15 protein-coding genes and 1 pseudogene are annotated in these 16,891 nt (G+C 67.3%); 3 read left to right on the plus strand and 13 right to left on the minus strand.

The window, feature by feature from the left end:
* Nucleotides 1–5: 5 nt before the first annotated feature.
* Nucleotides 6–809 carry a helix-turn-helix transcriptional regulator gene (locus ACH34W_RS33360; RefSeq protein WP_395965128.1) on the minus strand — a complete coding sequence of 268 codons (804 nt, stop codon included), beginning with the start codon at nucleotides 807–809 and terminating at the stop codon, nucleotides 6–8.
* 199 nt (nucleotides 810–1,008) lie between these two features.
* Here ACH34W_RS33360 and ACH34W_RS33365 point away from each other — a divergent pair, with 199 nt between their 5' ends.
* On the plus strand, nucleotides 1,009–1,974 hold the full coding sequence (locus tag ACH34W_RS33365) for an aldo/keto reductase (RefSeq protein WP_395965129.1): 966 nt from the start codon (nucleotides 1,009–1,011) through the stop codon (nucleotides 1,972–1,974).
* Here the strand turns inward: ACH34W_RS33365 and ACH34W_RS33370 are convergent.
* The 9 genes and pseudogenes from ACH34W_RS33370 to accD all read right to left on the minus strand — a co-directional run bounded on the left by ACH34W_RS33370 (nucleotide 1,942) and on the right by accD (nucleotide 11,850).
* A complete protein-coding gene (locus ACH34W_RS33370) occupies nucleotides 1,942–2,652 on the minus strand; it encodes a response regulator (RefSeq protein ID WP_395965130.1) in 711 nt (236 codons plus the stop codon). The genes ACH34W_RS33365 and ACH34W_RS33370 overlap by 33 nt on opposite strands.
* Complete coding sequence (locus ACH34W_RS33375) at nucleotides 2,630–3,703, minus strand: sensor histidine kinase (protein ID WP_395965131.1); 1,074 nt, start codon at nucleotides 3,701–3,703, stop codon at nucleotides 2,630–2,632. Before ACH34W_RS33375 ends, ACH34W_RS33370 begins: the two co-directional genes overlap by 23 nt.
* Before the next feature lie 238 nt (nucleotides 3,704–3,941).
* Nucleotides 3,942–4,922 (minus strand): dTDP-glucose 4,6-dehydratase, encoded by a 981-nt coding sequence (gene rfbB, locus ACH34W_RS33380; RefSeq protein WP_395965132.1) that lies wholly within the window; start codon nucleotides 4,920–4,922, stop codon nucleotides 3,942–3,944.
* On the minus strand, nucleotides 4,919–6,832 hold the full coding sequence (locus ACH34W_RS33385) for an AfsR/SARP family transcriptional regulator (RefSeq protein ID WP_395965133.1): 1,914 nt from the start codon (nucleotides 6,830–6,832) through the stop codon (nucleotides 4,919–4,921). Before ACH34W_RS33385 ends, rfbB begins: the two co-directional genes overlap by 4 nt.
* A gap of 285 nt (nucleotides 6,833–7,117) precedes the next feature.
* Nucleotides 7,118–7,426 (minus strand): acyl carrier protein, encoded by a 309-nt coding sequence (locus ACH34W_RS33390; protein ID WP_395965184.1) that lies wholly within the window; start codon nucleotides 7,424–7,426, stop codon nucleotides 7,118–7,120.
* A pseudogene (gene rfbA, locus ACH34W_RS33395) lies at nucleotides 7,412–8,272 on the minus strand (glucose-1-phosphate thymidylyltransferase RfbA); the annotation flags it as partial. The gene ACH34W_RS33390 and the pseudogene rfbA, both read right to left, overlap by 15 nt.
* Nucleotide 8,273: 1 nt before the next feature.
* A complete protein-coding gene (locus ACH34W_RS33400) occupies nucleotides 8,274–9,629 on the minus strand; it encodes an acetyl/propionyl/methylcrotonyl-CoA carboxylase subunit alpha (RefSeq protein WP_395965134.1) in 1,356 nt (451 codons plus the stop codon).
* A 4-nt stretch (nucleotides 9,630–9,633) separates the two neighbouring features.
* A complete protein-coding gene (locus ACH34W_RS33405; protein WP_395965135.1) occupies nucleotides 9,634–10,158 on the minus strand; it encodes an acetyl-CoA carboxylase biotin carboxyl carrier protein in 525 nt (174 codons plus the stop codon).
* 9 nt (nucleotides 10,159–10,167) lie between these two features.
* Nucleotides 10,168–11,850: an acetyl-CoA carboxylase, carboxyltransferase subunit beta gene (accD, locus tag ACH34W_RS33410; protein WP_395965136.1), complete on the minus strand. Its 1,683-nt coding sequence runs from the start codon at nucleotides 11,848–11,850 to the stop codon at nucleotides 10,168–10,170.
* 213 nt (nucleotides 11,851–12,063) lie between these two features.
* Here accD and ACH34W_RS33415 point away from each other — a divergent pair, with 213 nt between their 5' ends.
* Nucleotides 12,064–12,720: a hemerythrin domain-containing protein gene (locus tag ACH34W_RS33415; RefSeq protein WP_395965137.1), complete on the plus strand. Its 657-nt coding sequence runs from the start codon at nucleotides 12,064–12,066 to the stop codon at nucleotides 12,718–12,720.
* A 13-nt stretch (nucleotides 12,721–12,733) separates the two neighbouring features.
* Here the strand turns inward: ACH34W_RS33415 and ACH34W_RS33420 are convergent, their stop codons facing one another.
* The 3 genes from ACH34W_RS33420 to ACH34W_RS33430 all read right to left on the minus strand — a co-directional run bounded on the left by ACH34W_RS33420 (nucleotide 12,734) and on the right by ACH34W_RS33430 (nucleotide 16,034).
* On the minus strand, nucleotides 12,734–13,177 hold the full coding sequence (locus ACH34W_RS33420; RefSeq protein ID WP_395965138.1) for a DUF1801 domain-containing protein: 444 nt from the start codon (nucleotides 13,175–13,177) through the stop codon (nucleotides 12,734–12,736).
* A 92-nt stretch (nucleotides 13,178–13,269) separates the two neighbouring features.
* Nucleotides 13,270–14,616 carry a cation:proton antiporter gene (locus ACH34W_RS33425; RefSeq protein ID WP_395965139.1) on the minus strand — a complete coding sequence of 449 codons (1,347 nt, stop codon included), beginning with the start codon at nucleotides 14,614–14,616 and terminating at the stop codon, nucleotides 13,270–13,272.
* A gap of 47 nt (nucleotides 14,617–14,663) precedes the next feature.
* Entirely contained in the window at nucleotides 14,664–16,034 is a 1,371-nt protein-coding gene (locus ACH34W_RS33430) for an NAD(P)/FAD-dependent oxidoreductase (protein WP_395965140.1), read from the minus strand.
* Nucleotides 16,035–16,534: 500 nt separating this feature from the next.
* On the opposite strand from ACH34W_RS33430, the gene ACH34W_RS33435 reads away from it, so the two are divergent.
* Nucleotides 16,535–16,828 (plus strand): hypothetical protein, encoded by a 294-nt coding sequence (locus tag ACH34W_RS33435; RefSeq protein ID WP_395965141.1) that lies wholly within the window; start codon nucleotides 16,535–16,537, stop codon nucleotides 16,826–16,828.
* The last annotated feature ends 63 nt before the right edge of the window (nucleotides 16,829–16,891 follow it).

Here is a 16,891-nt window from a genome sequence, read left to right on the forward strand (position 1 = left end):
GGAGTTCAGCCGCAGTGCGCACGTGGCGCCGGAGGCGAACCGATGACGGGGCACCCGGTAGCCCCCGTGAGGGCAGGCGGCGGTTCGAGGTCGGGCAGCGCGAGCAGGATCGGTGGGTCGGCCGGCTGCGGGCGGTGCAGGCGGACCGCGGCGCTGGTGATGCTGCCAGCGGTCACCGTCACCGTGTCCTTCCTGCCGACCAGCGAGCTCCGGGTGGACGACGGATCGGGTCCCACCCCTTCGGCCACTCCCACTGCGTGCACGAACCAGGTTCCTTCGGGTACGTCCGGAAGCTGATAGCACGCCGGACGGCCACCGGGCACGTCGACTATCACTCCTGCGGCCGGCGAACGCTGGACGATGGGAGTCGGGAAGGCCCCCAGGTACACGCGCGCGTTCCCGTGGCCCTCCGACAGGCTGATCGTCCCCGCGACCGCGCCGGTCGCGGTAGGCCGATCCGGCTGCGGGCTGGGCACGCCGAACCCGCCGGTCCGCGACAGGCGGCGGAACCTCGCGGGAGAGACGCCGACGCTGGCCGTGAAGTAGTTGGTGAACGAGCCCAGGCTGCTGTACCCGACCGCGGAAGATACGTCGCTCACGCTCATCGGGGTGTTCAGGAGCAGGAGCTTGGCCTGGTGGATTCGGATCGCGGCAAGGAACCTGCCCGGGGTGACTCCGGTCGCGTCCCTGAACAGGTGAGCGAAATAGAAGCGGCTGAGCAGAGCGCTTCTTGCGATTTCCGTGAGAGACAACGGCTCGCTGTAGCGCTCCCAGATGCACTCGATCGCCTTTTCGACCGCGTTGTCCATATGTACCTCACCACCTCGGCCCAGCCGTCAGGTTGGCTCGCGGTCGTCGCGATTGGCTCGAGCAGCGCTAGGACATGTCTCCCTTTTGTTCAACCGCGAAGACTTCGCGGACGAACACGCGGTCCGTTATCTCCCGTCACAATGTGAACCAATGATTGCGAGCTAAGGGCAGGGCGTCGACGGCCGAGGGTACCTAGAGATGCAGGTGAGGAAGCTCGGCGATGCCGGTCTGGCTTCGTCGGCCATCGGATTGGGCACGCTCGCCCTCACCGGACGGTCCGGTCCGGTGGACGACGCGGCGAGCGTGGACACCATCCGCTTCGCGCTCGACATCGGCGTCACCCTGATCGACGCCGCGACCGGCTTCGAGGCCGAAAGGGCCGAACGGCTCGTCGGGCGTGCCGTCGCCGGGCGGCGGGACGAGGCCATGATCGCGGTCGGCGGCGGGAGCCGGCCGGACGCAGGCGGCCGGAGGAGACGGCTCGACGGGACGCCCGAGCACCTGCGGCGATCCTGCGAGGCCTCGCTCGCCCGCCTCGGCGTCGACCACATCGATCTCTACTACCTCGACGGAGCCGACCCACGGGTTCCACTCGAAGACAGCATGGGAAAGCTCGCCGAGCTGGTCGCGGCCGGCAAGGTCCGGCACGTGGGCCTGTCGGGCGCTTCCGCCGACCAGCTTCGACGTGCCCACGCCGTGCATCCCGTCGCCGCGCTCGCCGCCGAATACTCGCTGTGGGAGCGGCACGTCGAGGCCGAATGCCTGCCCGCCGCCAGAGAACGGGGCGTCGCCGTCTTCGCCTGCCGCCCCCTCGGCCGGGGCTTCCTCACCGGCCGGATTCGCTCGGCGGACCAGCTCTCCGCCAACGACCTCCGCCGTGACGACCCGCGCTTCTGGCCGGAGAACCTGCCGGCCAACCTGGATCTGCTGCGGGCGGTGGAAGAGATCGCCGCGCAGCGGGACCTCGGCCTCCCTCGCCTCGCCATCGCCTGGCTCCTGGGCCGGGGCGACGACATCACGCCGGTTCCGAGCACCCGCGACCGGGTTCATCTTGAGATGAACTCGGCCGCGGCCGGGGTGCGACTCACCCCTGATGAATGCGAGCACCTGGCGGCTCTGTTCCCGCCCGCGTCAGTCGCCGGGCGCGGATGCACCTTGCCCTAGCGGCGCGGCGGACTCGGCTCCCTTGTGCTTCCCCTCCCCCGTCTCGATCAGCGCCGCCGCCACCGCCTTGTTGACGGCGTCGATGCGGGAGACCGCGCCCAGCTTCACGAAGATGTTGCGCAGGTGCCGCTTGACGGTCGCCTCGGTGAGCGAGAGCTGGGCCGCGATCTGCCGGTTGCTCAGCGCCTGGGCGGTGAGCTCCAGAACCTCGCGCTCACGCTCGGAGAGGGTCATCGAGCCCGCATGCCTCATGGTGATGGTCTCCCGGGAGACCGACACGATCACCCGCCTCTTGTCGAGGCGAACACTGCGGATCGCCGACACCAGGTCCTGTCTTGTCACGCTTTTCAGCAGATAGCCTCGGACGCCGACATCGAGAAGGCTCTGCAGGAGTTCCGGCCCTTCGTACATGCTCAGAATGAGAACGGCCGAGTGCGGCGACCGCTTGCGGATCCGGCCCACCGTGGTAATGGCGTCGTCTCCGGGAATCTCGATGTCGAGCAGGACGACATGAGGGCGTTTCTCCGCGGCCAAGGCCACGGCGCCTTCGCTGTCGCCCGCTTCCCCCACGACGACCAGGTCCTCCTGATATCCCAGGATTTCCCGCAGCCCCTCCCGGACCAGATCGTGGTCGTCCACGAGCAGTATCGTCGTCTTACCTTCCTCGAGCTGAACCATGTTCGCTTCCCGGAAGCGGTATGAACAGTTCCACGTGGGTGCCCTGGCCCGGCGTGCTCGACACGGCGAGCGTGCCGCGCACGAGCTCCGCTCGTTCGCGCATGATGGACAGGCCCATGCCCCCGGAGGCCGGAGTCCTGCGCGTGTCGAAGCCACACCCGTTGTCGTCGACGTAGATGCGCATCTCGTGCGGCGCGATGTCAATGCGCACCAGCACCAGCTTGCTCTTGCCGTGAACCACCGCGTTCCGAACGGCTTCCCTGACGACGAGGAACGACTCGTCCTTGACCGCGGGCGGCGCCCATATCTCGTCGCCATTGATTTTCAGCTGAACGGTCGGGTCGTCGGTCGCCACCGCCTCGAACGCCCGCAGCAGCGCCTTCTCCAAACCGCTGGACGGCTCGGAGAGGCGCAGGTCAGAGGTGATCTCCCGCAAGATCCGCATCGCTTCCCGAACCGCGTCGTAGGCGGCAGTGATCCGTTCTTCCGTTGCGGGGCAGGGCCCCTTTCCGTTCTTGTCGAGGTCGTACAGTTCGAGTTGCCGGTAGGCCGTGCTCAGCCACAGTCCAACGTGATCATGTAGCTCGCGGCCGATCCGGTGCCGCTCCTCCACCTGTGCTTTGTGGATCACGTCGAGCAAGTAGCCTTTATGGGCGAGTAATTCCTCACCGATACGCAAGGTCATACTTCGGTAGAGCGCACGAAAGGCCAACGTGAGCAGCTGCGAGGAGCGCTCCTCGAATCCCAGCCGGCGAAGCAGCTCCTGCTGGACGACGTCGAAGAACGCGGCCCCGGTGCGCAGCGACTCCCGCGGTTGCACGGCACGGGCCGGGCGCGCCGGGCTCTCCTGGAGCGTGAGCCGGTAACCCCCGTCAACGCGGACGGTGCCCGCGCGCAGGCTGTCGATGACGTCGGTGAGGATGTGCTCCGCGTTCGTCATGAGTTGCCGGCGCGCCAAGGGGTCGGACGCGATCGGCCCGCCGAGCTCGTCCAGGACCCGGTCGTAGGCAGCCATGATCTCGGCCCGGTCGGCCTCCAGACCCGAAGCCACATCAGCACCGGCAGGCTCCGCCCGCCGAGGAGATCTCTCTGCCACTAGCGCCCCCGTGTGGGCGAGAAGTCCGGCTTTCACCCTGACCATAGCCGCTGACGACACAGGTCGCTATGACAGAAAAGACCGTTATATTCCCATCGTGACGTCACGATTCGGGTCCGCTACCGCCCGCATACACTTTCCTTTCGGTTGCCGGGAGAGCCGAGCGGAACCGTTCAGCCCGCGTCGGCCCATGTCACGCGACTGCTCGATGCCGCTTGACCAGCTCCCACCATGAACGGTTCGCCCGATACCAGCGAACCGTTTCGGCGAGCCCCTGAAGGAAAGGAACACGGGGCCGGAAACCGAGCTCGCTGGCGATCTTCGATCCGTTCAGGGCGTACCGCTGGTCGTGGCCTTTCCGGTCCGGGACGAAGCGCACCCGCTCCCAGCCCGCGTCGCAGACGGCCAGCAGCATGCGGGTGAGTTCGAGATTGGTCAGCGCCACGGTGCCTCCGATGTTGTAGGTCTCACCCGGGCTCCCGCGTTCGAGCACCGCCTGGATCGCCCGGCAGTGGTCGTCCACGTGGATCCACTCGCGCACGTTCATGCCGTCCCCGTACAACGGCACGTCCTGCCCGTCCAAGAGGTTCGTCACGAACAGCGGGATCAGCTTCTCGGGATGCTGGTACGGCCCGTAGTTGTTCGAGCAGCGGGTGGTCGACGTGCGAAGCCCGTGAGTCCGATGGAACGCCCGGACGATCAGGTCGCTGGCGGCCTTGGACGCGGCGTAGGGCGAGTTCGGTGCGAGCGGATGGTCCTCGGGCCACTCCCCCTCGTCGATGGACCCGTACACCTCGTCGGTGGAGACGTGGACGAACCGGCGCACACCCGACCGCAGGCAGCATTCCAGGAGGGTGTGCGTCCCGACGACGTTGGTGTCGATGAACGCGGCGGATCCCACCAGGGACCGGTCCACGTGCGACTCCGCGGCGAAGTGCACGACGGCGTCGTGGCCAGGCAGCACGTCCATGAGCAGGTCACCGTCGCAGACGTCGCCGCGAACGAACATCAGCCGGGAGATGTCCGCCGGAAGGTTCGCGAAGTTGCCCGCGTAGGTCAGCTTGTCCAGCACGGTCACGTGCGCGTTTTCGAGCGTGGGGTACCGTCCGGCCAGCACGGAACGAACGTAGTGAGAACCGATGAAGCCGGCACCACCCGTCACGAAAAGGTTCACGCTTCAAGGCTGCTGGCGGCTGGTCGAAGGTGGGTCGAACGCTGATGGGCGGTGGCCTGGTTGTCGCGAGCCTGGATGGAGGTGGTGAGGCGCTCACGCGCGTACATCCGGGCCAGCTTCGGCAGCATGTAGCGCACGGTGCCGTTGTCTTGAACGCATCGCAAGAGGTGATGGTTGAGGATGTGGTCCAGAGCCCGCCTGGACTCGGGGACCTCCCAGCCGAGCAGGTCGGCCGCCGCGTCGGCGGTGAACTCCGACGGCAGGGTGCTCAGCAGTACGAAGACGGCCTGTTCCTGGTCTCCGAGCCGCTCGTAGCTGGAGTCGAACCTGGATCGCAGGTCGAGATCGCCGAACTGCATCTCCGGGAGCCTTTGGCGCGAGCGGGTGAGCTCCTTCGCCATGCGGGCCAACGGATATCCGGGCATCGCGGCGAGCCGGTTGCCGATGCAGCTCAACGCCAGCGGGAGGCTGTCACATGCCTCGACCAGCATTTCGGCGCCGTCCCGCTCCCTGCAAATGCGCGGATGGCCGATGATGCGCGCGAGCAGCTCGATGCCGTCGGCCCGGTCCAGAACGTCGATGACGATGTTCAAGGCGCTCGCGAGACCTTCCAGCTTGCGCCGGCTGGTGATGATCACCGCGCACTGCGGACCGGCGGGCAGCAGGGGCCGTACCTGAGCCGCCGACGCGGCGTCGTCCAGCACCAGGAGAAGGCCTCGCCGCGCGGCGACGGAGCAGAGCAACGAGCTGCGGTCCTGCAGCGCCTCCGGGATCTGGTCCCTCGGGAAACCGAGCGCGCGGAGGAACGAGTGAATGACCTCGGCGGGGTCACGCGCGGCGTCCGATGAGCCCTTGAGATCCGCGTAGAGCAGTCCGCCCCCGAAAGCGGGCCGGATGCGATGCGCGGCGTGCACCGCCAGCGCGGTCTTCCCCACCCCGGGCATCCCATTGATCACGCTGATCCGCCCGGCTTCGCGAGATTCCCGGCGCGGCGCCGCCACGGTCTGGCAGAGCTTTTCCATCTCGCTCCCGCGGCCCGCGAACTCGGTGTCCTCGGGAAGCCGCGCCGGCGCCTCGGCCTTCTCGGGCACATCAGGCTCGTCGACCGCGGGCACGTCGACCGCCATGGGTACGAGACCCGCACCCGACTCGAACTCTGCGGCCGCCGGCTGGTCCGCCGAGAGCAGCGCCTGATGCAGCTGCTGAACCTCGCGGCCGGGCTCCAGGCCGAGCTGCTCCACGAGGTTGTGACGGAGCGTCTGGTAGACGTCGAGCGCCTCGTAACGGCGTCCGGAGTGGTGCAGCGCCGTCATCAGCGACATGTGGAACCCCTCGTGCAACGGGTACCGCACGGCCAGGGACTTCAGCTCGCCGATCAGCTCCAGATGACGGCCGACCCTGAGATCGGTCTCGATCCGCAGCTCCAGCGCCCGGAATCTGACCTCCTCGAGCCGTGCCACGTACGCCGACAGCAGGTTGCCCGCTATCACGTCGACCAGGGCCGGCCCGCGCCACATGGCGAGCGCGTCCGCCAGGATCTCCCCCGCCCGTACCGGATCGCCACGATCCAGGATCGCCCGTCCCTCCTTGATCGCCTGCTCGAACCAATGGAGATCGACGTTCTCGTCCGGGACGGTGAGCATGTACCCCGCGGGCCGCGTCTGCAGGATCTCTCCGGCACCGCACTCCTGGAAGATCTTTCGGAGCTTGTAGATGTACGTCTGCAGCGTGGTCATGGCGCTGACCGGCGGATCGTCCTCCCACAACTCGTCGATCAGCTCGGCCGTCCGCACCACCGAGTTTCTGCGCAGCGCGAGCAACGCGATGACCTGACGCGGCTTGGGGGCGGTCGGCGCGATATTCGCCGATGAGTGAATGACCTCGAAGGAGCCTAGAAGGCGGAATTGCATTGCACCCTCCCCTGACCGGGAGTAATGGCTGAATCGACCAGATATCGACTACTCCTGTACGTTATCCATGGCCCCGCGAAAAAGACAATATCGACACACAAAAGATGGCCGGGAGGTGGCCCGGATTGGAACGCCCGGGGGAGTATCGAGGAACCCCGCCCACCACCAAGGTTGTACTCCTTCTGATTCCCCCATGAAGAAGCGCCCGGATGATCTCGACCGTCGTCCCGGACCTGCCGGCCGGGCACTGAGTCACGATCATCCGGGCGCTGCAGCCCCCGGGGTTCAGAGAGTCGTTTGGCGCACCAGCACGCCGTTCACCTTGTCGAGGAATACCTGCGGAGTCTCCTGCACATCAATGTCATCGTCATTCAGCGCCACCTCGTACTCCCGCTTGATGAAAGCCGCCGCCTCCAGCAACGCGATCGAGTCGTATCCGAGATCCACGAAGGATGTGCCGAGGATGTCCCCGCCGTGGTCCAGCGATTCGTCCTCACCCGCGCACGATCGCATGATGCGCTTCAGGTCTTCGATGGTCAGCTCCTTCATGGCGGTCTCCCTCCGGTCGGACATTTCAGTGCGTGCCACGGTCATGACGTACTGGCCGTATCGCGACGAAGCCAGCCTTGCTCCGAGCTGGTGACAGGCCTCGGCGTCGATGAACCCCATTCGCAGGGCGATCTCTTCGACACAGGCGACGTGCAGGCCTTGCCGCTCTTCGAGGGTCAGCACATATTGGCTGGCGGCCAGCAACGCCTCCGGCGTGCCGGTGTCCAGCCAGGCGAAGCCGCGGGTGAGCTCGACGAGCTTGGCTCTCCCCCGGCTCAGGTAGGCGCGGTTCACATCGGTGATCTCAAGTTCACCGCGGGTCGACGGCCGCAGGCCCTTCGCGATGTCCACGGCGTCGTTGTCGTAAAGGTAGAGCCCGGTGACCGCCTGGTTGGTACGAGGCCGGGCGGGCTTCTCCTCGATGGACAGCAGCCGGCCGTCGGAGGTGGTCTCCGCGATCCCGAAGCGCTGGGGGTCCTTGACCGGATACCCGAAGAGCACGCAGCCCTGCACGTCCCGTGCCTGCTCACGCAGGATCTCCGCCAGCAGGTGCCCGTAGAAGATGTTGTCGCCGAGTATGAGCGCGACCGGCTCGTCTCCGATGTGGTCGGCGCCGATGATGAGCGCCTCCGCGATGCCTTTGGGCTCGTCCTGCACCGCGTAGGAGAAGCTCATCCCCAGGTCTGACCCGTCGCCCAGCAGCCGGCTGTAGCGCGGGACGTCCTCCTGGGTCGAGATGATCAGAATGTCCCTGATCCCGGTGAGCATGAGCACCGACAGGGGGTAATAGATCATCGGCTTGTCGCCGACCGGCAGCAGTTGCTTGGACAGGACCCGGGTTATCGGATACAGCCTGGTACCGGAGCCGCCTGCGAGGATGATTCCCTTCATGTCAACGGCTCCCGTCGAGTAGGTGGGTGGCGAGGCCCGTGGTGTGCTCGGCGCACCGGAAGTCGCAATGGTCGAGGACCCGATCGAGGAACGGCGCCGTCGTGTGAACACCGGGCCCGTCGATCCGGAACTCGCCGAGCGCCCGGCGCATCCGCGCGATCGCCTCCGCCCGGCCGGGCGCCCACACGATCACCTTGGCCAGCATCGAGTCGTAGGCCGCGGAGATGCGCATGCCGGGGAAGCAGTGGGTGTCCACGCGGACGAAGGGACCACCGGGGGGCTGGAACCCGGTGAGCAGCCCCGGCGCCGGCGTGAACTGCCGCTCCGGGTCCTCCGCGTTGACCCGGCATTCGATCACGGCGCCCTGGGGCCGCACGTCGGACTGGTCAAAGCCGAGCCGCTCCCCCGCCGCGATGCGGATCTGCTCCTGCACCAGGTCGATCCCGGTGGCGACCTCGGTGACCGGATGCTCTACCTGGATGCGGCAGTTGACCTCCATGAAGTAGAAGCGGTGGTCGCTGTCGACGAGGAACTCGAAAGTGCCCGCGCCCACGTACCGCGCGGCGCGCGCGCCCGCGACCGCGGCCTGGCATATCCGCTCGACCAGGGCGGGTGGCAGTCCGGGAGCCGGGGTCTCCTCGATGAGCTTCTGGTTCCTCCGCTGGATGGTGCAGTCCCGTTCGCCCAAGCAGACGACGGCGCCGTACGCGTCGCAGAACACCTGCACCTCAACGTGGCGCGCGGCCTGCACGAAGCGCTCGGCGTAGACCCGTCCGTCGCCGAAGAACGCGTGGGCATCGGCGCACGCCTGCCGGAACGCGCCGGGCAGCTCTGCGGGGCAGCGGACGATCCGCATCCCCCTCCCCCCGCCTCCCATCGCCGCCTTGATGATCAGCGGGTAGCCGATCTGGTCCGCCGTCCGCCAGGATTCGTCGAGGTCCCGCAACGGCTGCAGGCTGCCCGGCAGCAGGGGAAGCCCACAGCTCGCCATGAGCTCCCGCGCTCTGGATTTGTCGCTGAGCTGAGCCAGCACGTCATGGGGCGGCCCGATGAACGAGAGCCCCGCGTTCTGGCAGACCTCGGCGAAGTCGGGTTCCTCCGAAAGGAAGCCATAACCCGGATGCACCGCGTCGGCGCCGGACAGCGCCGCGGCCTCCACCATCGCCGGAATGCTGAGGTAGCTGCGCCGCGGATGTTCGGGTCCGATCCGGACGGCCTCGTCGGCGCCGGAGACCGCGAGCGAGTCCTCGTCGGCTGACGAGTACGCGGCGACGCTCCTGATCCCCAGCTCCCGGCAGGCACGGATCACCCGGAGTGCGATCTCACCCCTGTTCGCGACCAGGACCTTGTCGAACACGGCGTCAGCCCGCGTTCCGGCAAGCCTGCGGGGAGATGTCGAGCGCGACCAGCGTCGCCCCGTACTCGACGGGCGTGCCGTCAGTGACCAGCACGTCGACCACCCGGCCGGGGCGATCGGCTTCGACGGGGGTCATCAGCTTCATCACCTCCAGAATGGCGACCTGCTGTCCCGCTTGGACCTCGTCGCCAACGCCGATGAACGGCTCCGCGCCTGGTTCCGGGGCGCTGTAGAACGTCCCGACCATCTCGGCACGGAGATAGTGGAGCGACTCGAGTTCGGTCGCCGTGGCGTGCACGGCCTCTGCCTGGACGGCCTCAGCCGGAACGGGCTGCGCTGGAACGGCGAGCACGCCCGGTGGTGCCGCAGTGGAGGCGGCGGTGGCGGGCGACCATTCCAGCTCGACCGCGGTGTCCCCTGCTCGGATCGAGAGCTTGAGCAGCCGTGCGTCGGCCGCCGAGATGAGCTGTGCCGCGTGGTCGCAGAGGTCTTCGAGTACGCCGTTGTGCTCGGCGCGTCCACTGGTCATCGATGCCCCCTAGACGAGCGCTTGGAACCGGCGGAACCGTACCCGGCGGTTCTCGACGAGGCGGGCCGCATCGAGCGTCGAGAGCTCGTCCAGGCCCGCGGTTATCGCTGCCTTCAAATTCCTGGCCGTGGCGCCGTGGTCGCCCTGAGCACCGCGTTCCGGCTCCGGAATGACCGCGTCGACGACCTCGAGCTCCAGCAGGGATCGGGCATCGAGGCGGAGGGCCCGTGCCGCCTGCGGGGCGGCACTCGAGTCGCGCCACAGGATGGCCGCGCACCCCTCCGGGCTGATCACGGAATAGATCGCGTTGGAGAAGGCGAGAACCTGGTTGGCCACCGCGAGCGCCAGCGCGCCGCCGCTGCCTCCCTCTCCGGTGACCACCGAGACCACCGGAACCGGCAGGCCGGTCATGAGCCGGAGCGTGTCGGCGATCGCCACGGCCTGCCCCTCGGTCTCGGCCTCGACTCCGGGATGGGCGCCCGGGGTGTCGACGAGGGTGACCACCGGAACGCCGAGCTTCGCGGCAAGGCGCATGAGCCGGGCCGCCTTGCGGTACCCCGCGGGCGACGGCATGCCGAAGTTGCCGTCCGCCAGCTCCTTGGTGGTCCGGCCCTTCTGATGGCCGATGATCACCAGCGGAACCCCGTCCAGCCGTGCCAGACCACCGATGATCGCCCGGCAGTCGCCCGCCAGGCGGTCGCCGCGCAGCTCCACGAAGTCATCGGTGATCGCCTGGATGTACTGCAGTGCCGTCGGCCGGTCCAGCGCTCTGGCCAGCCGGACCGCGTCCCACGGCTCGCTGGCGGGCAAGTCGCGCGAATCCCTGACCAGCACCGCTCCTGCCGCGCCTCCCCGGTCGGCGGCGCGCGGTGCCGCCGGACGCCGTGAGCCCGCCGACAACAACCGGGCCAGCGTGACGCGGAGCGCCTGGCGCGGCACCACCATGTCGATCATTCCCCGCTCGACCAGGAACTCAGCGGTCTGGAAGCCCTCCGGCAAGGACTGGCGGATCGTCTGCTGGATCACCCGAGGCCCGGCGAAGCCCATGCGCGCGCCCGGCTCGGCGACGATGGCGTCGGCCTGGGTCGCGAACGAGGCCGCGACCCCGCCATAGGTCGGGTCGGTGATCAGCGAGATGGTGAGGATGCCGGCTTCGTCGAGCTCGCGAAAGGCATGGCTCGTCTTGGCCATCTGCATCAGGGACAGCGCGCCCTCCTGCATGCGCGCTCCGCCCGACGATGTCACGACGAGAAGAGGCGTTCGCTCCGCGAGCGCGAGCTCGGCCGTCCGGGTGATCAACTCCCCGACCGCCGCTCCCAGGCTTCCACCGAGAAAGCAGAAGTCCATCACGGCGGCCATGACCGGATTCCCGTCAATGGTGCCGCGAACGCATACCACCGCTTCCATCATTCCGGTGGCGGCTTGCGCCTCGCTCAGCCGAACCGTGTAGGGCTTGGAGTCGACGAAACCCAGCGGATCCCCGGTGTCCACGGAAAAATCGAGCTCCTCGACGGACCCCTCGTCCAGCAGAGCGGCGATCCGCTCCTCGGAGCTCATCCGTTCATGGAGGCCGCACTCAGGGCATACAAGCAGATCACGCCTGAACCGCTTGCCGTATGCCAGCGTGCGGCAGCCTGCACATATAACCCATTCAGGCAGATCAACCGATCGGCCCATCAGCACGTCAGTCACGTGCGTCTCCCAACCGTCGCTCCATGACCGACTTTGGGCCCGCGGTTTCAAGAGACGATAGAGAGACGCTAGAGCGCGCCGTGCGCTGCCGGGGCCCTCAACGGCGCAGCGGCCCGGTTTCACGGCGGCGCGTCCAAGCCGGTTCCTAGCCCGTTTTTAGAGCAGTGGCCGACGATTAACACCTACGACCATGACCGGCAAAAGGAGCCGTCGATGGCCACAGTGTCCCGCCAGCATCCCGACACCCACGAGATGGTCGTCACCCATCGCGCCTCCCGGCGCGAGTCACGGGTCCTGGCCGCGCAGGTGCCATGCGTAGAGCCGGGAGATACTGACCGAGCCCAGGTGCTCGCGGCGCACCTGGCCGACTACCTGCTGGCTCTGCACTTGCACCATTCGGCTGAAGACGAGCTGCTGTGGCCGGTGCTGCTGGACCGTATAAATGAGGCGAATCTCGTCCTGCGCATAAAGGAGCAACACGAGCGGCTGGCCGAGGGCATGACGCGCATGGCCGAACTGGCGCCGGCGTGGGCCGAGCGTGCGGACGAAGAGTCACGCGACACGCTGAGCATTCTGCTGGCCGAACACGTGGCGCTCCTGAACGAGCACTTGGACGACGAGGAGCAGAACGTCCTGCCCTTGGTGGAGCAGCACGTGAGCGTGAGCGAGTGGGACAGGCTGTCCGAGCATTTCTCAGCCCACGCGCCCAGGGAGAAGATGTTGTTCTTCCTAGGGGCGGCCTTGGAGGATGCGGACCGGCGGGAGCGGGCGCATCTGCTTGGGGCGCTCCCGCTCCCGGCGCGGCTGATCTGGTACACCATCGGGCGCGTCAAGTACGCGCGCCGGGTCCGCAGTGTGCGCAGGGCCTAACACTTGAGCGGCCCTAGTCCCTCCTGCCGGGCAGTTTCTGCGCCTGCTTGATCCACGAGACGAACTGGTCCTCGTCGAGCTCGTCGTCTTCGCGGAAGTTGAGGTAACGCATTCCCTCGTGCTTGGACTCCTTGGGCGGAACGGGGTCAAGCGAGGTCCCGCTAGAGAACTGCAGCTGGATGTACTCGGTGTAGCAGCGGAAGGCGAAGAACCAGCCGTCGCCTTCGTTGCCATAGAACGGCTGATTCCACTTCACGACCTTGTGCACGTCGGGAACGGTGCGCACGACCAGGCGGTCGAGCCGCTTGCCCATCGAGCTCTTCCAGCCGGGCATGGCCGCGATATAGGCCTGCACCGGCTCGTCGCCCACTCCCTTCGGGATCTGCGGGTTCCCACCGGAGAGCAGCTTCGGTCCAGAGCCGGACTTCTTGGCGGTGTCCTTCTTGCTGTTCGGCATCGGTACTCCGTCGTTCGTGCTCGTCAAGACGTCTACCCGGATCCCACGATTGAAACAAACCAGCGGAGCGCTGAACCACCAAGGCTGAACCACTAAGGAGGAGCCGCGCGCGGCGAACTCGTCCCGGGTCGCCAACGACCGACCGGTCGGTCAGGGGCCGGCCCGATGTCCAGCGCCTTCTCGCGTTCGGTCTCTTCCGGGCTCACGGCCTCGCCGCGGCGTACTGCGTACCGCAACATCGGCGGCGCCATCAGCGAGGTGCCGACGGCCACCAGGACGACGATCGTGTACATCTCCATGGTCAGCACGCCGAGCCGCAGCCCGACCATCGCGATGATCATCTGAATGACGCCGCGGGCGTTCAACCCTGCACCGAGGGCCAGCGCGTCCCAGTGGCCGATCCCGCCGACGCGCGCACCCATGTATCCCCCGGCCAGCTTGCCGACGACGGCGACCATCAGCATGAGGCTCGCCGCACCCAGCACCACGGGGTCGCCCAGCGCGGTGAGGTCCATCCGCAATCCGGCCGTGGCGAAGAAGAGCGGGGCGAGCACGGACAGCACGAACGTCCGCAGCGGTGCGAGGTGTTCGCGGTCGACCCATCGCGACGAGCCGATGAGGATGCCGGCGAAGAACGCGCCGAGGACCCCCTCCATGCCCAGCGCCTGCGTCCCCGCTGCCGACAACATCACGATCAGCACCGCCACCGCGACGACCACGCCCGGGTCGGCCGACCGGGAGGGCAGCCGCAGCATCGTGCCCACAACGGGACGTCCGACGAACCAGGCGAACAGGAGAACGCCCGCGAGGCAGCCGACCGCCGCCGTCGCCTCGCGGACCCGGACCCCGGTGGTGGCCATGGCCGACACCATCGACATCAGCAGCCAGCCGGCGACGTCGTCGACCGCCGCCGCACTGATGATCAGCTGGCCGACGTTCCGGTGGAGCAGGCGCATGTCCAGCAGCGTCTTGGCGATGACGGGGATGGCGCTGACGCACATCGCCACGCCGATGAACCAGGCGAAGACGGCACGTTCGGCGCCCTCGGCGATCAGCGAAGCGGGCAGCACGAACCCGACGGCCACTCCGAGCGCCAGCGGGACCAGCAACCCGCCGGCACTCACCTGCGCCACCGCGAGGCTCCTGCGCCGCAGCAGCTTCATGTCGATGCTCATACCGGTGACACCCACCAGCAAGAGCACGCCGAAGTGCCCCACCGCATCCAGCAGATGCATCTGGCTGGGCGTGCTCGGAAACAGCCAGCCGGACAGACCGGGGGCCACGTGGGCGAGCAACGAGGGCCCCAACAGCACGCCGGCGGACAGTTCACCTACGACGGCGGGCATTCCCAGCCGCCGCGCCAGCTGCCCCAGTACCACCGCGAGGCTTAGCAAAAGGCCGATCTGCAGCAGCAGAACGAGGGTCTCATTGGCGTTCATCGGGGCGATCGGGGGTGCCGCTACGGCAGGGACCACGGCGGCAGGGGTCAAGACGCCTGCTCTCCGGCGTGGACGGGGCATTCGTAGAGGGGATCGAAGTCGTCGAACAGCCCCCAGGCCTTTTCTTCACGCAGCCGCTGGAAGAACCGGTTCTCGCCCGACCAGAAGTCCCCGTTGAGGGCTCGGACGAGCCAGAAGTGCTCGATCGATTCCCTGGTGTCGAACGGCCCACCCGACGTGGCCTGGAGTCTCTCCTGAATCCCCCACCACCCCGCGCCGGCGAGGCGGCCATTCTGCGGGCTCACCCTGAGTTCCCGGCCTTCGGACACGTACCTGTTGTCGTACACCGCGCGAATGAGCCGGTAGTACGTCTCGTAGCCGGTCTTGAAGAAGTTCTGGTAGCGCAGCGCCGCCTCCTTCTCCTCCGCTTCCCCGGCCAGCACCCGGGCGGTCTCCTCGGCCGCCCTGCGGCCGGTCGTGAGGGCGAGGAGCACACCACCGGAGAAGACCGGGTCGGTGAAGCATCCGGCGTCGCCGATGATGAAGAAGCCGGGCCCGGCGAGGGTGTCGCAGTGATATTCGAAGTTGTTCTCGCCGGTGAGCTCGCGGATCACCGTCGTGCCCTTGATGCGCTGGGCGATCCGGGGAATCCGCTCCAGGTTCTTGGTGAACATGTCCTCGGGCACCGACTCCCGCAGGATCTCCGCCGGCGCCAGGCAGCCGATGCTGATGACATCGGGCCGGATCGGAATGGCCCAGAACCAGCCGTCCTCGTACAGCCCGAGCTGGATGTCGCCTTCGGTGGCGGGGTTGTTGCGTTCGTCCAGGCCGCCGAAGTGCTTGAACACCGCCGCCATTCTGAGGTCGTTATCGGTCTTGCGCAGGTCCAGCCCACGGGCGATCACACCCGCCCGGCCGCTCGCGTCGATGACGAAGCTCGCGGTGGTCTCGTGGTCCTCGCCGTCGCAGGTGTACCGGACACCGGAGACGCGCTCGCCGGAGAAGAGGAGTTTCCGCACCCGGGCCTTCTGGAGGACGGTCACCCCCGGCATCTCCGCCGCGGCGTCGAGGAGGATCTTGTCGAAGTCCGAACGCTCCACGTGGAGGGTCCAGCCGCGCCGTCCGTCCCCGATCTGGCCCAGGTCGAGGCGCCGGAACGTGCCTTCGGTCCCGGTCAGCTCGATTCCCCTCTTGATGACGAAGCCGCTCTTGGCCACCCGGTCCAGGAGCCCCATCTGCTCCAGCACGTCCGCGGTGTAGGTCAGCAAGGACTCGCCAATGTGGAACCGTGGCATCTGCTCGCGCTCCAACAGGAGCACCGAGTGGCCTTTGCGGGCGAGTGTGATCGCGTACGCAGACCCACTGGGGCCCCCACCGATCACGATGGCGTCATAATCGTCGTTGCGAGCCTCGGCCACTGGTTACTCCTTCACGCTCGAACGGGGCCCTGCGCGAGATCCGTATTTCGGAGATTCCCGCGGGGGCACAGTCGATTCTCTTCAGGGCCACATCATGAAGAGCCCCGGCATTTCTCAGGCGTATGTCCCTACCAGATGCCAGAATCCATATCCGCCGACGGAAAGTCAACGCATTCGGCCAAGCGTGGAGCAAGCCTTTGAACATGCCTGTCACCACTGCCGTACCAAGGCGAGGGTGGCGCCTGCCTGCGTTCGACTGCGGAAGTTTCTCGGTTGAACGTCTCGACGGCACCCCAGGCCAGGCCGGACACAGGATCGGCCGGAAAGGCGAACATACAGAGCGCCGGGCATCGACATCAACAATCTTCAGTTGAACACTAGGCGTGATTTACTGAGATCTGCCCGCGGCGCGCGCCATTCTGCAGGATCCGGCGTCGGAATTACGACGAGCCGAGGCTTGAATTCATGGGACCAACGCGAGGAGCTCGACCGTGCTCACTTTGACCGGCACCGCCGTTGAGGCCATCCGCATCCTGACGCACAAGCCCGGGCTGTCAGAGGATTCCGGCCTCCGCATCGTGCATCACGATTCCGCCGGCGGGCTCGAACTGTCCATCGCACCCGGGCCGGATGCGGAGGACGAGGTCATCGAGACCGACGGCGTGCGCGTATTCCTGCAGACCACGGCCGCCCGCATGCTGGGCGGCAGAGCCCTGAACGCAGAGATCGCCGAGGACGACGTGGTCTTCCGCATCACGAACCCGGCAATGGCGAAGGGCCCGCATAGCGCGTGACGAGTCCGGTGGCGAAGCTGGATCATATTCGATAGTATGTTCGAGTCATGCTGACCCCGCAGC

It is taken from the genome of Actinomadura sp. 6N118 (genome assembly GCF_044326415.1).
GTDB lineage: Bacteria > Actinomycetota > Actinomycetes > Streptosporangiales > Streptosporangiaceae > Spirillospora.

Bases quoted from the DNA above. Each gene is read 5' to 3' on its own strand.
- ACH34W_RS33360 (WP_395965128.1), bottom strand. From the start codon at position 809: ATGGACAACGCGGTCGAAAAGGCGATCGAGTGCATCTGGGAGCGCTAC.
- ACH34W_RS33365 (WP_395965129.1), top strand. From the start codon at position 1,009: ATGCAGGTGAGGAAGCTCGGCGATGCCGGTCTGGCTTCGTCGGCCATC.
- ACH34W_RS33370 (WP_395965130.1), bottom strand. From the start codon at position 2,652: ATGGTTCAGCTCGAGGAAGGTAAGACGACGATACTGCTCGTGGACGAC.
- ACH34W_RS33385 (WP_395965133.1), bottom strand. From the start codon at position 6,832: ATGCAATTCCGCCTTCTAGGCTCCTTCGAGGTCATTCACTCATCGGCG.
- ACH34W_RS33390 (WP_395965184.1), bottom strand. From the start codon at position 7,426: ATGACCGTGGCACGCACTGAAATGTCCGACCGGAGGGAGACCGCCATG.
- ACH34W_RS33405 (WP_395965135.1), bottom strand. From the start codon at position 10,158: ATGACCAGTGGACGCGCCGAGCACAACGGCGTACTCGAAGACCTCTGC.
- ACH34W_RS33415 (WP_395965137.1), top strand. From the start codon at position 12,064: ATGGCCACAGTGTCCCGCCAGCATCCCGACACCCACGAGATGGTCGTC.
- ACH34W_RS33420 (WP_395965138.1), bottom strand. From the start codon at position 13,177: ATGCCGAACAGCAAGAAGGACACCGCCAAGAAGTCCGGCTCTGGACCG.
- ACH34W_RS33425 (WP_395965139.1), bottom strand. From the start codon at position 14,616: ATGAACGCCAATGAGACCCTCGTTCTGCTGCTGCAGATCGGCCTTTTG.